Below are 15,438 nucleotides of genomic sequence, written 5' to 3' on the forward strand. Positions count from 1 at the left end.
GCCGAGCGAGTTGCTGATATGGCAGCCGTCCGCCGTCGCCGAGATGCAGCGTGTCGTGCCGGGCCGCTTCAGGAGGCGGCAACGCGCAAGACCCCAATGATGCTGACCGCCGGTGGCTACGAAGGCGTGACCCGGCGCGCCGTATACCGTCACTTCCTCCAGCTTCAGATGCTCGTTCTCGTGCAGCTCGAATGCGGGGGCGTCATACACGTAATGCCGCACGATGTAGGCCTGACCACGATTCAGGAAGCGGAAGTCCACCGGATCCGGCAGCGCGATGCGCATGATGTTGCCGCGTACCTCCAGCACTTCGCCCAGCACATTCCCGCCGAACTCGCGCCCCCATTCGCAGCCCGGGGTCAGCGTTCGAGGATTCATCGGATTCAGAGTGCGGATGTCCAGCCCCGCTGGAACCGACTCGTATTCGGGGAACGCCAACTCGAACCACGACGTGTCTTCGGACACTCGCTCCACGACGCCGATGCTGGCCAGCGGGCTGAGATCCCAGTCCCAGTCCACCGTCAAGTTGCGAAACTCCATTCGCCGGCAATGCCGGATCGCGATAAACGCTTCAGCCGACCGAAATACGAATTCCGCGCCGCCCCCGTCGAACCGGAAGTCGCTTAATTCCTCGAATACCGGGTGCTGTCCGGCGCCGAACCGGTAGACGCCCGGTTGCACGAGTAACTCGCCGATACCTTCATTCTTGCAATGCTGTATAGCCCTCCGCATCGCGGCGCCGTTGCAATCGCTGTCCGCGCGTACTCCGAATTCCTCCGCACGGGCTTTTCGGCCCGATTCTCCCAAAGGCTTCATGATCGTAATCTCCATAGTTTCCTCCTGTGCGTTTGCGTTGCTTTAGTGGATTAGGGTGTGTATTAAGCTGTTCTATTTGTTTTTATTGTGCCATAGCCATCGTCGGCATCCCATGTGCTCATAGTGGAAGATCGCTTGTTGTTTGTTACGACAATGCATGACAGGAGCCGTATGCAAAAAAACAACCCCGCTTCTCCGCACAGAGAAGCGAGGTTGTTCCATACTTTATGACAAGGGGGTTAATTTTTTCCCATGTAGCCTTCCGTGATTTCTTTTTGTCGTTTCTTGTGTTGCTTGCAATCGTACGGCGATTGGCCAAGATGCTTCTTGAACAGCTTGCTGAAATGAGCGTAATCGTCGTAGCCCACCATGCGCGCCACTTCGTACAGCGAAATATCCTGCTCTAGCAGAGCTTGTGCCGCTTCAAGACGGCGGCGGATCAAATAATGGATAAAGCTTTGCCCCTTCTCTTGCTTGAACAGATGGCTCAAATAATTCGGGCTGATGTAATGCTTGCGGGCAAGCTCTTTCAGCGAAATCCGATGCGCGTACATCAGGTCGACCTCGCGCACGACATCCTCCACGATGAGCTGGGCATTCGGCTCGCCGTTCTGACGCTGTCGGCGATCTTCCAGCTGCTCCGCCATTTCCTCCAGCAGCTCCTGCGGATTGCCGCAGTGCAGCAGCATGTCCTGCGTGTAAGCCGAATCCGTCAGCTCCGGCTGCAGACGGGAAGTCAGGTGGTCTATCGCCGCCATGAACGAATTGTACAGCTCCGCAAGACCGCTCAGATGAATGCGTCCGGCTTTGATGCCTTCATGCACGTCGATCAGAATCGCCTTCAACTGCTCCGGCTTGGCCGCTTTGGCGATCCGTTCCCTGATTCCCGTCACAGCCCCGTTTACGTCGGACTTATAGCGATGCACGCCCTTTCGGCCTGCCAGTATCGAAGTGTCTGCCATCATCGCGGCTTGATGATAGACGTTGCCGGAACGGCTGGACGTATCGCAGACGGCGCTGAGCCCTACATCCCAACGTTTCGCCTTGACCAGTCGCCTTATCGCCCTGTACAGCCTAACGGCCGAATCCGCTTCCAACTGCACGGCGAGCTCCATCATGTAGCACCACTTGGATGAACTGACTCGGCTTCGGTAGAAGGAGATGCCCTCTCCCTCTAGCAGCTCGTCCAGCGGAGCAAGTCCCTCCAACCCGAGCGGTCCGTACGCCTTCACGCAAGCGAACATGACGCGCGACTGCGGCGCGAAGGCCGGTCTGAAGTCAACCAGCCCTTCCAGCAGGCGAACGATCGGCAGATCCTTCCCGATCCCTTCCAGGAACAACATCGCCTGCTCGGCTACCTGTCGTCCGCTGCGCTCCCGCTCCCGCTCCGCCAGACGTCGCTTGCATCTATCCAGCGTGTCCAGCAGTTCCGCTTCGTTGACTGGCTTCAGCAGGTAGCTGAAGCAGCCCTGCTCCAGCGCCTGCTTGGCGTAAGCGAATTCGCCGTAAGCGCTCATGAACACCACCAGCGTATCCGGCGAAGCGCGATTCGCGAAGCGAAGCAGATCCAGGCCGCTTTTGCCCGGCATGCGAATGTCGCTGACCAACACGTCGATGCGTTGGCGCCTTAATATGCTTTCGGCGGCCACCGCGTCGTTCGCTTTGCCTGCCAGCCGGAAGCCTGCCTCTTCCCAGTCGATAATTTGCTCCATATCCTTCAGAATCCAATGCTCGTCGTCTACCAACAGCAAGTTATGCATGATTGTGGTCCTCCCCGTTGCGATGCGGTATGGTGATGGTTACGACCGTGCCCCGCCCTTCCCAGCTCTTGATGGATAGTCCGTATGGTTCGCCGTAATAAATGCGTACCCGACTGTGAATATTCTCCAATCCAATGCCTTGTCCGAGATGCTCCCTCTCCGGCGGCTCATCGATAAGGCCAGCCAGATGCTCGCGCACCCGCCTCAGCTTCTCTTCGCTCATGCCCATGCCGTTGTCCATGACCATGATGCGCAGATCGCCGCCCTCCGTCTTGCCGGCCTGCACGCGGATCAGCCAGCGCCCGCTTTTCCCTTCCAGGCCGTGGAACAACGCATTTTCTACAAGCGGCTGAAGGATCAACTTGACGATGGCATGTCCCTTGAGCCCCGGCTCCATCTCCGTCCGGAATTGGAGCCGCTTCCCGAAGCGAATGCGTTGAATCGCGATGTACGTATCCAGATGCTCCAGCTCCTTGAACAGCAGGACGTAATCCTCGGTGCGCGTGATGTAGCGAAAATAGGACACCAGATGATCGATCGCCGAAGCAACCTCCTTCTTGGCTCCGGACATCGACATCCCCCGAATGGAATGCAGCACATTGTAAAGGAAATGCGAATTGATCTGGCTCTGCAGCCCGCTCAGACGGAAAAGCTGCTTCTCCATTTCCGTATCGTGCAGTTGCTTCTGGGACAGCAGCAAATGGTCCGTCAGCCGCTTGATCTGGTCAAGCATATTGTTGTAATGATCTTGAATGACGGTAATTTCGTTGCGATACCCGAACCTCAGCACGGCGTCGAAGTTGCCGCTGGCCGCCCGGTCGAACGCATCGGCCATCTTCGTGATGGGATGGGTAAGCCGAATATTGAAGGAAACCACGACCAAGACGACGACCGCGATCAGAATGACAACGACGCCAACAAGCGTATATTGGATGAATGTCGCCTTCTCCAGCAGCTTGTCCTTGTTGATTAGCGCGACGAAGGTCCAGTCCAGTCCGTCAAACGGAATGATCTGGTACAGGTAGTCTACATCGTCCAAACGGACAGGCCTTACTTCTTTGGTCGGCTGCTCCCTCAGCAGCGGGGTGAGCTCGGCAACGCCTGTTTTGCCGGAAGAGGCTCCTACAATCTCGCCATGTCCATTCACGATAAAAAGGCTGGCCTTGTTGTCCATATTCGCCGTCTGCAAGGCATGCCTGATCCATTCGATATCCAGCAGCATCACTCCGATATACAGCTGATCCAGATACCGCGTCTGCTGAATAGACTTGATCTGTCGGAATGCAAGCATGCCCGGTCTCCCGTCCTGCATCTCGAAGAGCGGCGAATATTGAATCCTCGTCGTCACCGCCCCTTCCAGCTGCTTATTGCGAATATGCGTCATCATGGCAGCCGTGATAATGCCCCCTTCCGATACCGTGCGGAATGTATCCGCGTTCACCATTGCCAACGACTTGATTGTCGACTCCAGCGACATGTAGCTGTTCAGATTGCGCAGCAGCGTGTCCGATTCCTGCCAGCTCCGATTGGCGATCATGATTTGCTGCACGTTCCGGTTGTAGAAGATCGATCTGGACAGCTGGTCCATTCGTCCGAAATATTCGTCAAGACGGTCGTTTGTCTGATTGACGATCTGTCCGATGCTGTCGAGCGCGTTTTGCTTCATCATATGTACATATGACAAATAGCCCATTGTCCCTAACAGGAGAATGGGCAAGACCGCAAGGCAAATATTCGTGATGATCATCCGATAGCTCAATGGGTACTTTTTCGTGTAGGATAAAATCTGCCTGAACATGAGCACCTCCGTCGATGCCTGACGATGCGGGGTTTATATGTCCCTACATAATCTCACACTCCGGCAGAAACATCCATGTCATTTCATTGGAAAAAAGCTTGTCGTTTGTTACGATAATACGCCTTACCATTATTTGTGATTAAGCCGATCTTTGCGGTTTTCTTCGGAATGCAAAGGGAGGAATAGATGGCCAATGGAACGAACGGCCACTTTGCTGCTACGCAGCTGCTCCGAACTGCGACACAACTGGAGAAGGAGATTAAACTAACGGGCAGAATCCTTCAAGATGGCTTCTTATGGTAAGCTATTTAAAAAGGGGGAGTTTAATTGATTAAAAAAAGAAAATTACTTTTCAGATTTTCAATAAGTTTGAACATATTACTCGTAGCAATTGTAGCTTGGGGAATAATAACGATGAACTTCGTAAAGGAGCAAGTTCTTGTTACAGAAGTTCAAAGTAATTTAGTAGAGTTGGAAGGCTTGATTGCTAACCAGATGGATGATAATTGGTCTGAACCTAACTTGGTTACAACTGAATTAGGCGATGTATTAAACGGGATTTTGCTTGGAATGACTACTGGAAAGCAGTTAGGAACACTTTCTAAAAGTGACAAGGAAATTCTTGAACATTTATATTCCAAATTAATTCAATATCCAAATGATGAATTATATAGCTTTGCTGAATTAACCGAACAGGATAAGCAAAACTTTGAAGACTTACGGGAAGCACTTCGTGAAGTTGGATTAGGATTAAATATTACTATAAGTGCCAATATGGCTTCCTTTATGAGCCAAGCAGAAGCGATAAATAATAAAATCAAATCCCCATTATATTAACTTATGCTTGATATTCTAACGGGAGACGAAATTAAAATTGACCGTCTTAATATATAGCTGGTTTGCCTGAATCTAATTTCCAAATTGGTTATTGCCCAAATAAAGTTGAATATATTATTGATGGCAACCTCCCCTGCCGCCATAGGGCCCACTGACTTAACAAGTTAGTGGGCTTATGGCATTTTTACCTATTTCACAATTTGGATCGAACTGTTCATTTAACCAACTAACGCATCAACCTTGATTTAGTATTCTTTTTCTTCGTCTCTTCCAAGGTCAACTTGAGCTCCCATTTTAATATTCTTCACTAAGATTACGAGCTAAGCATGTTATTGGGCTTCCTGAACAATAAGACCGATGAATTTTGCAATCTAATTTCGTCTAAAAAAATGAGAATAAAAAACAATAATCCAGTGTGGTCATTTAAAATGGAAACTATTGAGGAGAATTAAAAATGAGAAAAGTAGTTGTATCTGAGTTTGTATCGCTAGATGGCGTCATGGAGAATCCGCAGTGGACTGTCCAATTCCGTAGTGAGGAAACAAAGCAATTCAAGTTCGATGAACTGAAAGCAAGCGACGCTCTTCTGCTTGGACGCGAAACGTATGTTAATTTTGCAGCGGCTTGGCCTAACTTGATCGAGCAAGAAGGGGAATATGGCTGGATGATGAACAGTTACCCCAAGCACGTGATTTCAACAACCCTTAAAAAAATGGAACAATTCATCGCTGATCAAGGGCAATATCAAGGAGGAAATATCCAAGCTGAAAGAGCAGCCTGGTAAGGATATCTTGGTATTTGGCAGCTGCACGCTCGTTCAAACGCTAATGCAGCTTGACCTCATCGACGAATATCGGCTCATGGTTTTCCCAGTTGTGCTTGGAAACGGAAAACGTCTCTTTGGAGAAGGGATCGATAAGATAGTGCTGAAACTGACGGAAACCAAGACATTCGATTCAGGCGTCGTTGTTCTAACTTATCTTCCTGAAAGATAAGATTGATCAGGAAATCAACAGCCATGTGATTGCGGGTGGTGTCAGCTACGCTGGTATTACCCCAAAGTATGGCTTTATCACTAGTGACTCACTCCTTCACAGTTTGGATCGACTGTTCATTACTTGATCCTAAACCCGCCTGAACTATCTGCAAATTTCCCAAGACGCCCATTCCAGATGCGGAAACGCCCGTGCAGCGGGCGGCCCCATACAGATCACCGTTACAATTTGTTCCCGTACGGCAATATGTTACGAGCTGAGTCTGTGTGATAAAGCGAAATAAACTAGCCACAGGTTTAGCTAAATTCCATAACTAATTCACCAGGATTTGCTGAAGAGGCTGTTCCAAAAGTAAGTGGATTTACTTTTGGGACAAGTTAAATCAAAAGGCATCCTATCTGTCCACGAAGGATAGATAGGATGCCTTTTTCATTCATTATTAAATTCGTTCAAGCTCCTTCAGCAGCTTATAAATTACTGAGGCTGCCTCGCCTCTTAGCGTTGGACTTCGAGGTGCAAATTTATTACCGTTTCTGCCGATCATTAGTCCTAGCTTTCTTGCCGTATAGACATCTTCAAACGCCCAAGCGCTTATGTTATCCGTATCTGCAAATTCAGCTATAGACTCAAGATCTTCTTCGGTGAAAGATACATTCTTATATTTCCTAAGTGTTCGAATAATAATAGCTGCCATCTCTTGTCTGGAAACAACTCGCTCAGGCTCAAAGCTAGTATCGCTTACACCCTTAACAATTCCGGCCTGTTGAGCGGTAGTAATGTATGGTTCATACCATTGACCTGTTACATCGGTAAATGGACTTGCCGATTCATGAATTGGAAGATTAAGCATTCTTACAATGAGTGTAGAGAATTCAGCTCTCTTAATACCCATGTTAGGATTAAAGTTTCCTTCGCTGTCGCCTGCAATAATTTGTCTTGCCGCGAGGAATTCAACGATATCCTTTGCCCAATGTCCATCAAGATCATTAAATACCTTTTTGTTTTCCATTAAAGCGATTGTTGCCGGGGGATCTAGCGTAATCGTGACCGTATGATTTTGAGCATCAATAATGCCACCGACAGATACCCAACGTTGTTCAACCTCATCGTACATGTAAACGGCAAGCTGATTCAAGTTCGTAATCTCGCTTGGATCGTACTTCATTTGTACGACGATTTGTCCAATCGCTGCATTGGAAACAGCTTCTATTGTATAGACGTTACCCACAATATTCATTTGTGGTTCCTTCTTGGACACAATAGTATGATCTTTGTTTTCTTTAATTGTATAACGATCCTTCTGGCTATCCAAAATGACTACCGGCAATGCTGGCTGTTGTACCTCTGCATCAACGAAGCTAGGATTAATTACAATGACCGTTCTCGAAACTTCGGATTGATTGCCATTCACATCCGTAATCAGATAACGCAGAATGTAGGTTCCGTTTTCTGTTGTATCTACTGAACCTATCAAAATGACTCGACCAGTAATATTTCCATCCTGGTCATCAATAGCAGTTACACCTTGCTCGATATACGCGCTGCCTCTAGTTACATACACAGTACTAGGACCAGTAAGGGTTATTACGGGCTTAACTGTATCCGTAATAATGGCATCGCGCTTATCATTCACGCTAGTAATGACTTGCGTGCCAAGCGAAGGATACGTATAACCACCATTCGGCTTTTTATTAATAATGTCTTGGGCTACAGCATCTTTATGAACATCAGTAAATGCATCATACTTATTCATTGCTTCTTGATCAAAGTCCATATCCGGATCTTCAATAATGCTGCGCACTTCTTGGATCGTAATGTTTTCATTGTTCAAAATTTTAGTTAGCTCTGCTTGCTTCTGCGCCTTTGTAGCACTCATAACAGAGTAGATACTAAGATGATTGGTTAATAAGGTCATGTTACCAGACTGCCCATCATAGCTGCTTCTAATATACTCCCACTCTTCTGATGTCTCATTAAAGTAGAAGGTCATAAATTTCAGCTGCTCATCCATGTTAGTACCGACGGAAATCGTTAAAACGATATCCTCTGTTGTTTGGAAGTTTTTAATATCCTCTGTACGAATAACATTGCCTTGAGAATCTTCTTCGATCACTCTCATCTTAAAGTCGAAAACCTTATTATCGTAAATAGCAAAATTCGCATTCATGTTTTGAATAGCTGTTACTAATACTTGGTTTTCTGCTTGATCGACATCCACCTGCTCGATGACTAACTCTAATCTGGCGTTTCCTGTGAACGGAGTTAGATCAAGGTCACGAATCGGTACAATAATGGAAGCATTATCGGTACGAAGCTCCATTTTCGTATTTTGATCGTATGCTGTTTTCAGTTGATCTTTACTAATGCTAACCCGAACAGGATCACCGTTCTCAACTGACTCATTAACAACAAGTACAATCTTACCTGCCTTTTGCTTCTTAGCTTCTGTCAATGCTTCTCTAATTTTATTATCCGTAGACCTTTGATCGCCATCTACTTGAATAATTGTGCTAGCTGGAACTGCTGGTTTCACAACAGTAACGGTACGTTCTACTTGAGTAATGTTACCGGCTTGGTCTGATACTGTATAAATTAGTGTGTACACACCAATCGTTTTAGTATCAATAAATCCGCTCATCATCACTTTGTCAGTAATGTTGCCGTCTATGTTGTCAATGGCTTGTACGCCTTGCTCTACATAGATTTGACCTTGTTCTACAATGACGTTACTGCTGCCATTTAATGCGATGACAGGTTTAACCGGGTCTGCCATAACCAACACAGTAAAGGTCTTCTCTAACGTATAATCGCCCTTAGTAATCTTTGCTGTTAATGTTACTTCCGTATCTACCAAAGGAGGCGTCACTTTTCCGTCAGCGGATAAAATATCCTCGTGACTGCTTGTCCACTCTATTTCGCTATCAAAAAATCCTTTATCGCTTAGCGAAATATCAGTAGATACCCATTCAGGGTGATCGCCGGGAGCAAAGCCCAGCTCTAACGCAGCAGTGTCCTTATCAACGGATTCTTTGTCGTAGTCTACTACAAACGTGATAACGGTACTATTACCCGCGGCATCCGTCACGATAATGGTATATTCCCCGTTCGCTTCAATCTTGGTACCACTCTCAAACGGCTCGCCGTTTAATGTAGCTGTAGCTGCCCCTTCTTCAAAGCTTACCGTCGGGTACTCCTTGTAAATCTCATCATCCTCAATACCGTTTACTACTGGAGGAACGTTATCAACGGTCACAGTCATTTCGCTGGCTGACGAAATATTTCCTGATTTGTCAACAACATAGATTTTATACTCTCCGTCCAAAGATGGTGTAACGATCCCAGTTGAATCACCGGAGGCTTTTGTCATCGTTTTGCCTTCCATAAACAAAGTCGTTTCGGCTGGCGCTAACCAAATGGTATCTTCGCTATCGTCGGAAGGCTGAATCGTAATCAACGTGTTGCCTTGAGCAATTACATTTCCTCCAAGAACTTGATCTTGATTGGTAGGCGCTGTTTTATCAATATTTACAACTTTTGTTGTCGTAACTTCATTGCCAGCTCTATCCCTAACCATAATTTCAATTACGGTTTCTCCTTCTTGCGTAATGTCAAATGCTCCCGTATATTCTACGTATTCATCTACACCAAGACCAGGAATTTTGTAATATACAACTGAATTCTCGCCCTCATCCTGATGCTCTTCATGGAATGTCTTTGTAATGGTTACCGTTATATTCTCATTACTGAATGCTCTGTCGGGTGAAATACTTACCGTTGGGAATACCGTAAGCTCTCGATTAATAACAATTGTACGTACAGCAATATCACTAACATTTCCTACATTGTCATAGGTTCTCGTTTCTATTGTATACGTACCCTCTTCAGTAAATACTAGAGCTTCATCGTATGTCGTCCAATCTTCCTGGGCAGCGCCTGTTATACGATATTCTGTATAAGCTGCTCCTGATGCTGTGTCTTGGCCAGGCGTAATTGAAATCGTGTAGTCACCGTTAAAGAAATCGCGATCAGGCTGAAGCTGTATACTAGGTGAGGTAGGCTTCCCCTTATCAATATTGGAAATTGCGATAGTTTGAACGCTCTCATTACCTGCGTAATCACGAACATAAACGGTATAAATACCATTCATATTAACTTCAAAGCTATCACTATGGACGGAAGTCCCATTTGATATAAAATAGTTAGCGATTTGAAGGCCATATGCATACTTCACTACAGCAATTCCACTGCCATCGCTATCAGTAGCATTAATCGATACTAGAACCGAATCATTCACCCAGTCTGTTGTATTTGGACCCAATGAATGAATCGTTGGTGCAATATTATCAACAACAATGGTGGCATTACTTGGCTCTGATAGATTACCTGCCGCATCCATAATATAAATATGATAGATGCCGTCCGTTGTTGGTACATGAATCGTATCATAAGTTCCTGTAACGCTCGTAATCATAGTACCATTTGCGACTAAATCATCTGGTGCTGTTCCATGCGGTGCAACAAAGATGGTCAAGCCTTCACCAGCTGCTGCATCCAGTGTAATGACTGTATTGCCTTTAACAGCTTGATTACTGAAAAGTACATCATTCTGGTTAATAGGCGTAACGGTGTCTTTTTGAATGGTTTGATCGATCTCTGTACTTTCATTACCTGCTGCATCAATGACTTTCACGCTAACCGTAATTGCTCCATCAGCTAATGCGCTAATATCGCTAGGATCAATACTCCAATCACCGTTTCCATCAGCATCTGTTGTAATAACGATTGTCTCTGAATCTTTATCTGTGAACGTTACTTCAACTTTTGCATCTCGTTCAGATGTGCCAGAAACGATAAGCTGTTTAGCCTCATATGAATTAATAACATTGTCTCTAGCGATTGGTACTTGAATTTCAGCCATATTAGGAGGCGTATTATCTACAATGACTGCATTTTCAGAAGCAACGGATACATTGCCATGAGCATCAATGACATACAAATAGTATGTTCCTTCTGCTTGAGGCGCTAGAATCGTATCGCCTGATCCATCGCCAACTAATTTCGTCATTGTTGAGCCTTCTTGAAAGCTTGTCGTACCACTAGGCGCTAACCACGCTGTTTCGCCTGCAGCTGGCGCATCAGATGTCATTTCAATGTTTGTACCAGGTTTAACCGTTTGAGACTCTATACTCGGTCGATCTGGAGCTATCGTATCTATAGTGAGCGTGTCCCAAACAAAGTCTTCTGGCAATGTTAAATTCGCATTGTTATGATTTCCATCCTGAATAGTTCCACCAACTAGTTGTAGCGCCTGTTCAGCTGCAATACGAATTTCCTCCGTATCGTCGCCATCCTGTACTGTATATTCAAAGATTAACTCATTAGATGAGCTGCCGCTCAAATATGGCGCATAACCAGGCGTTGGGTTGCCAAGATCCAGTACTAGCTCAGGCAAGCCTGTAACGTTAACATCCTCATCGAAAGTAACTTTAATAAGAATAACGTCTCCTGCTTTATAACGAGTCTCAGGATCAACAACATCAACACTAACGATAGTAGGAGGTACTAAATCACTTACCGTAACCGTGAAAATTTGAACTGATTTTTTCCCGCTTGGATCAGTTGCTTCAATCGTAATATCTGCAGTTCCAGAAGCACCGGAAACCGGAGTAAAGCTAATTGTACGATTTTCATCTGTTCCACCAATAACAATACTACTGTCCGCTATTAGCTCTTGATTAGAGGAAGTAGCTGTAACAGTAATCAAATCAGCCGAAAAATACTCATCGCCTACCGTAAAGTCAATGACTTCAGAAGGATCACTAATGTTTATACTTTGATCTTCAATCGTACTTATTGTTGGAGCTGTCTTTTCAACGACAGTAACTGTAAAGGTTTGCTGGATAGTCATATCACCATCATCAGCTGACAATGTGATTGTAACAACACCCGCTTGTCCAAATACGGGCGTGATAGATACAACTCGATCCTTTCCATTTCCGGTAACAACAATATTTTCATTAGGAATAATTGTTGTATTAGAAGAGGAGCCTACTACCGTTACACTATAAGGACCCGTTTCTTCATCTGTTACCTGGAATGGAATTTCTTTCTTTACCCCTTCAGTAACCGATTGATTGCCAATGCTGGAAATCGCAGGTTGACTGTTAGGAAGTATTTTCAAAAAGCGACTAAAGGTTTCTGACCACGTACCGCTTTGATTTTTGGTTCTTAATGAAATCTTATAGGTACCAACACCATCACTAGTGAAATCAAGCTTTGGCGAGCTGCCTGTATAAACAACATCATTATCTTTAGTTACGGTCCATTGCTGCTCCGTTATGTCCGCACTACGAGGATCATAGCTTGTATTTTCAATTTGGATCGTGCTTTCCGGCCATACGAGCTGATTCGCGCTTAACTCAAAATCAGCGATTGGCTTTCCTGCGCCTGACTGTGTCGATTGATAACGCGAACGAGCCGTACTCCATGTGCCTTGATAGTCCTTAACCATAAGCTGAATAATGTAATCCTGATTAGGTACAAAGCTGGCTGGCTGGCCGCTTGTCCATTCTTCGGCAGTCGTAAGCTTCCACTTCCAAATCGCCTCTTCAATGCCATTATTTTGAGTTGGAGTATCGTGGTCATACGATAAATTTGTTAATGTAACCTCATTACTACCGTTTACCTCAACATCAAAGCGACTCACCGGTTTTCTGTGTACATATAGTGTCTTCACAAGTAAGTCTGAATAATAAATATCGTACTTTCCAACTTTATTGAAAGTAGGAAGGAAGTCATCTAAGTACTGTCCGCTATATGGGACAACCCCTGTATTATTATCATAAACGCTTGGGTCATGCTCAATTCGCCATTTACCTTGCGGCCAATCCTCATCCTTCGTATTTGTAAGCTCGGATGATGGAGAAACAATTAAATCGTAATTATTACCAAGTTCCAAATATTCATTGTTAGCTTCATTACGTGATTGATTCGCGATATATTCAGCCATTGCATCTACTTGCTGCTGATAAGTTGAACCCGAGCGATTAACAAACGTACCCTTATCGTTGTTTTTTCTAATAAAGGATTCTGCCTGATTTTGTGTTAAATCGCCCGTTCCTGCACCATCGCTGTCTTCACCCCATCCAATGTAATGGATTTGGTCGTTGTCCATTCTTGTCATAATTTCGCCAAGTGCAATGGAGTTATCAAAATCAGGCACCGTTTGGTCATTCAGGTTAACGATGTACTTTCTAGCCGAAGGTCTCCAATCTGGTTCACGAAGAACCTCCATGAAATCCTTTGAGATAACCTCTACTTCCTTACCTTTAAAAATCGATCCATTGTAGGCATGAAAATCCCATGAATCCTCAAATCGCTTAAAGCTACCAAAATAAAACTTAGTACCAAAGCTTACAATACTAGAATGACTAAAAACTTCGTTGTCTACTCCATTTAATTTCTTGAAGAGATACATGGTCGTCAACGCCGAACCATTATATGGATTTATATAGACTTTAAGCTCTTTAACTGCCACTGGAACTGTATCTAGACTTAACGCAATAATTTCTCCAATTCCACCAACTGTGTCATCATAGTCTAATGTGCTTCCATATACTGCTGGATTATCAAAATACAGCTCTTCTACTTTTGTAGTCTCATTCCAGAACTCCACATGAGAATCCATGTCTATCCGTCCAGAAGCAGGCTTATCCCATTTTAAATTAAGCTTAAACTCGCCCTCTAAAATATTTGTTTCGTTTACTTGCACAGATTGAATATTAAGATTACTTGCACTTATTCCTCTGCTTTCTAATGCACTCTGTAGATCTTCCTTATAGGTGTCAATATTTTGCGTAGAATTATCTACCGCTAGTACGACATCTACATCATAGGCCTTCTGTACATCAATTCCAATCTCGACTGCTTCTGCTGCGCTAGCATGAGTTGGTATTGCTACAGAGATTAGCGACACAATTAATGTGAAGCTAAGCATGGAAACTCCCAGCTTTTTTAGCCACCGTTTACTCACTAATGTTCCTCCTGTTGTTCGAATTTACTAAAGCAATTCATTTCTTTATTACTTCTTTCCTATTATATCAATCGACACTGAACAAATAATAAACAAACGAAGAATTGCTAATTAAGTATAGTCTGATTTTCACGGACATGTGAACATAAAGTCGCAAAAAAATCTATGACATTCTTTTCTCAACGAGAAAAACAGGACTTAATAACTACAAAAAGTTATTCTAGCAATCTAGCAAGTGCCACACCCATTTTAATCTAGCTTGCTTATTGATTACATGTTGGCTTAATGAAACTGGTCTGCAAAATTATTAAATGCCTAATTTATTGACTTTTACGTTCTTGCAGGACCTAAAAAGCACTTATAAAACCACTACTCAACGCACTCGTAAAGCAGGCCGGGGGTTCAATTCCCTTCAACAGCATACTAAAAAAAAGCAATGACGCGGATTCCTGGAAACACCCGATCCGCGTCATTACTTTTCATGCTTTATGAGCTGCTATTTATGTTTTATGCCGATATGCCGTCGGCAGCATGCCGATCTCCCTACGAAACGTGCGGATAAAATAGCTTTTGCTATCAAAACCAAGCCGATCGGAGATTTGCTCAATGCTGTAATCACTATGATCCAGATATTCGCAAGCCCTCTCCATTTTTAACCGCAACACATAGTCGACAAAATTTTCATTTGTTTCTTTTTTAAACAATCTGCTAAAGTAGGATGCATTCAAGTGAAGGCGCTGAGCTACCTCCGACATCGAAATTTTCTCATGCAGATGCTCCATCACATATCTTTGGGCTTCAATAATTTCGCGGCGTTTGGAGCTTGTGTTAATATACTGCACCACATGAAGCAAATCCGCCAGTTGGGTCCACATCATATCTTGAAAATGATCCAACGATTCCACCCAAAACAAGTTTTGATGGACAACCTCCTCGGAAAAACGCGTTTCAAAATATTGCAGCGACCTAATTTTCATTCTGAGGTCGAGTAAAATTTTAAGTCCCCATTCCCGTACCACTTGAGGCTTATATCTTGTTTCCCTAATTAATGCAATCCAATACGCCAGCTTTCGCTTAAGATTTTCGACATCCTCTTTCATAATAAGTTGCTGAAAGTGCTCGGTAGCTTCCACATGATGGATAAACAGATCTTCTTCGGAATAATGATAATCCAGTGCGTCCAGCTTAAGAATGGATCCC

The 15,438-nt window shown here is 44.8% G+C and carries 6 protein-coding genes and 1 pseudogene; 2 read left to right on the top strand and 5 right to left on the bottom strand.

From position 1 onward, the window contains the following. The 3 genes from PAT3040_RS13055 to PAT3040_RS13065 all read right to left on the bottom strand — a co-directional run. Positions 1-831, bottom strand: an 831-nt coding sequence (locus tag PAT3040_RS13055; protein WP_146200415.1) for a hypothetical protein, incomplete at its 3' end; no start/stop codon positions are given. A 224-nt stretch (positions 832-1,055) separates the two neighbouring features. Further along, positions 1,056-2,576 (bottom strand): response regulator, encoded by a 1,521-nt coding sequence (locus PAT3040_RS13060; protein ID WP_108993001.1) that lies wholly within the window; start codon positions 2,574-2,576, stop codon positions 1,056-1,058. Next, on the bottom strand, positions 2,569-4,374 hold the full coding sequence (locus PAT3040_RS13065) for a cache domain-containing sensor histidine kinase (protein WP_108993002.1): 1,806 nt from the start codon (positions 4,372-4,374) through the stop codon (positions 2,569-2,571). The genes PAT3040_RS13060 and PAT3040_RS13065 overlap by 8 nt, the downstream gene beginning before the upstream one ends. A gap of 327 nt (positions 4,375-4,701) precedes the next feature. Here PAT3040_RS13065 and PAT3040_RS13070 point away from each other — a divergent pair, with 327 nt between their 5' ends. Next, a complete protein-coding gene (locus tag PAT3040_RS13070; RefSeq protein ID WP_108993003.1) occupies positions 4,702-5,211 on the top strand; it encodes a hypothetical protein in 510 nt (169 codons plus the stop codon). 454 nt (positions 5,212-5,665) lie between these two features. Then, positions 5,666-6,206 (top strand): annotated as a pseudogene (locus tag PAT3040_RS13075) (dihydrofolate reductase family protein). Positions 6,207-6,645: 439 nt separating this feature from the next. Here the strand turns inward: PAT3040_RS13075 and PAT3040_RS13080 are convergent. Both PAT3040_RS13080 and PAT3040_RS13085 read right to left on the bottom strand, forming a co-directional pair. Continuing rightward, complete coding sequence (locus PAT3040_RS13080; protein WP_108993004.1) at positions 6,646-14,238, bottom strand: immunoglobulin-like domain-containing protein; 7,593 nt, start codon at positions 14,236-14,238, stop codon at positions 6,646-6,648. 500 nt (positions 14,239-14,738) lie between these two features. After that, positions 14,739-15,438: helix-turn-helix transcriptional regulator (locus PAT3040_RS13085; protein WP_146200416.1), on the bottom strand; the 700-nt coding region annotated here is incomplete at its 5' end.

Origin of the sequence: Paenibacillus agaridevorans, from assembly GCF_003112455.1 — a bacterium.
GTDB lineage: Bacteria > Bacillota > Bacilli > Paenibacillales > Paenibacillaceae > Pristimantibacillus > Pristimantibacillus agaridevorans.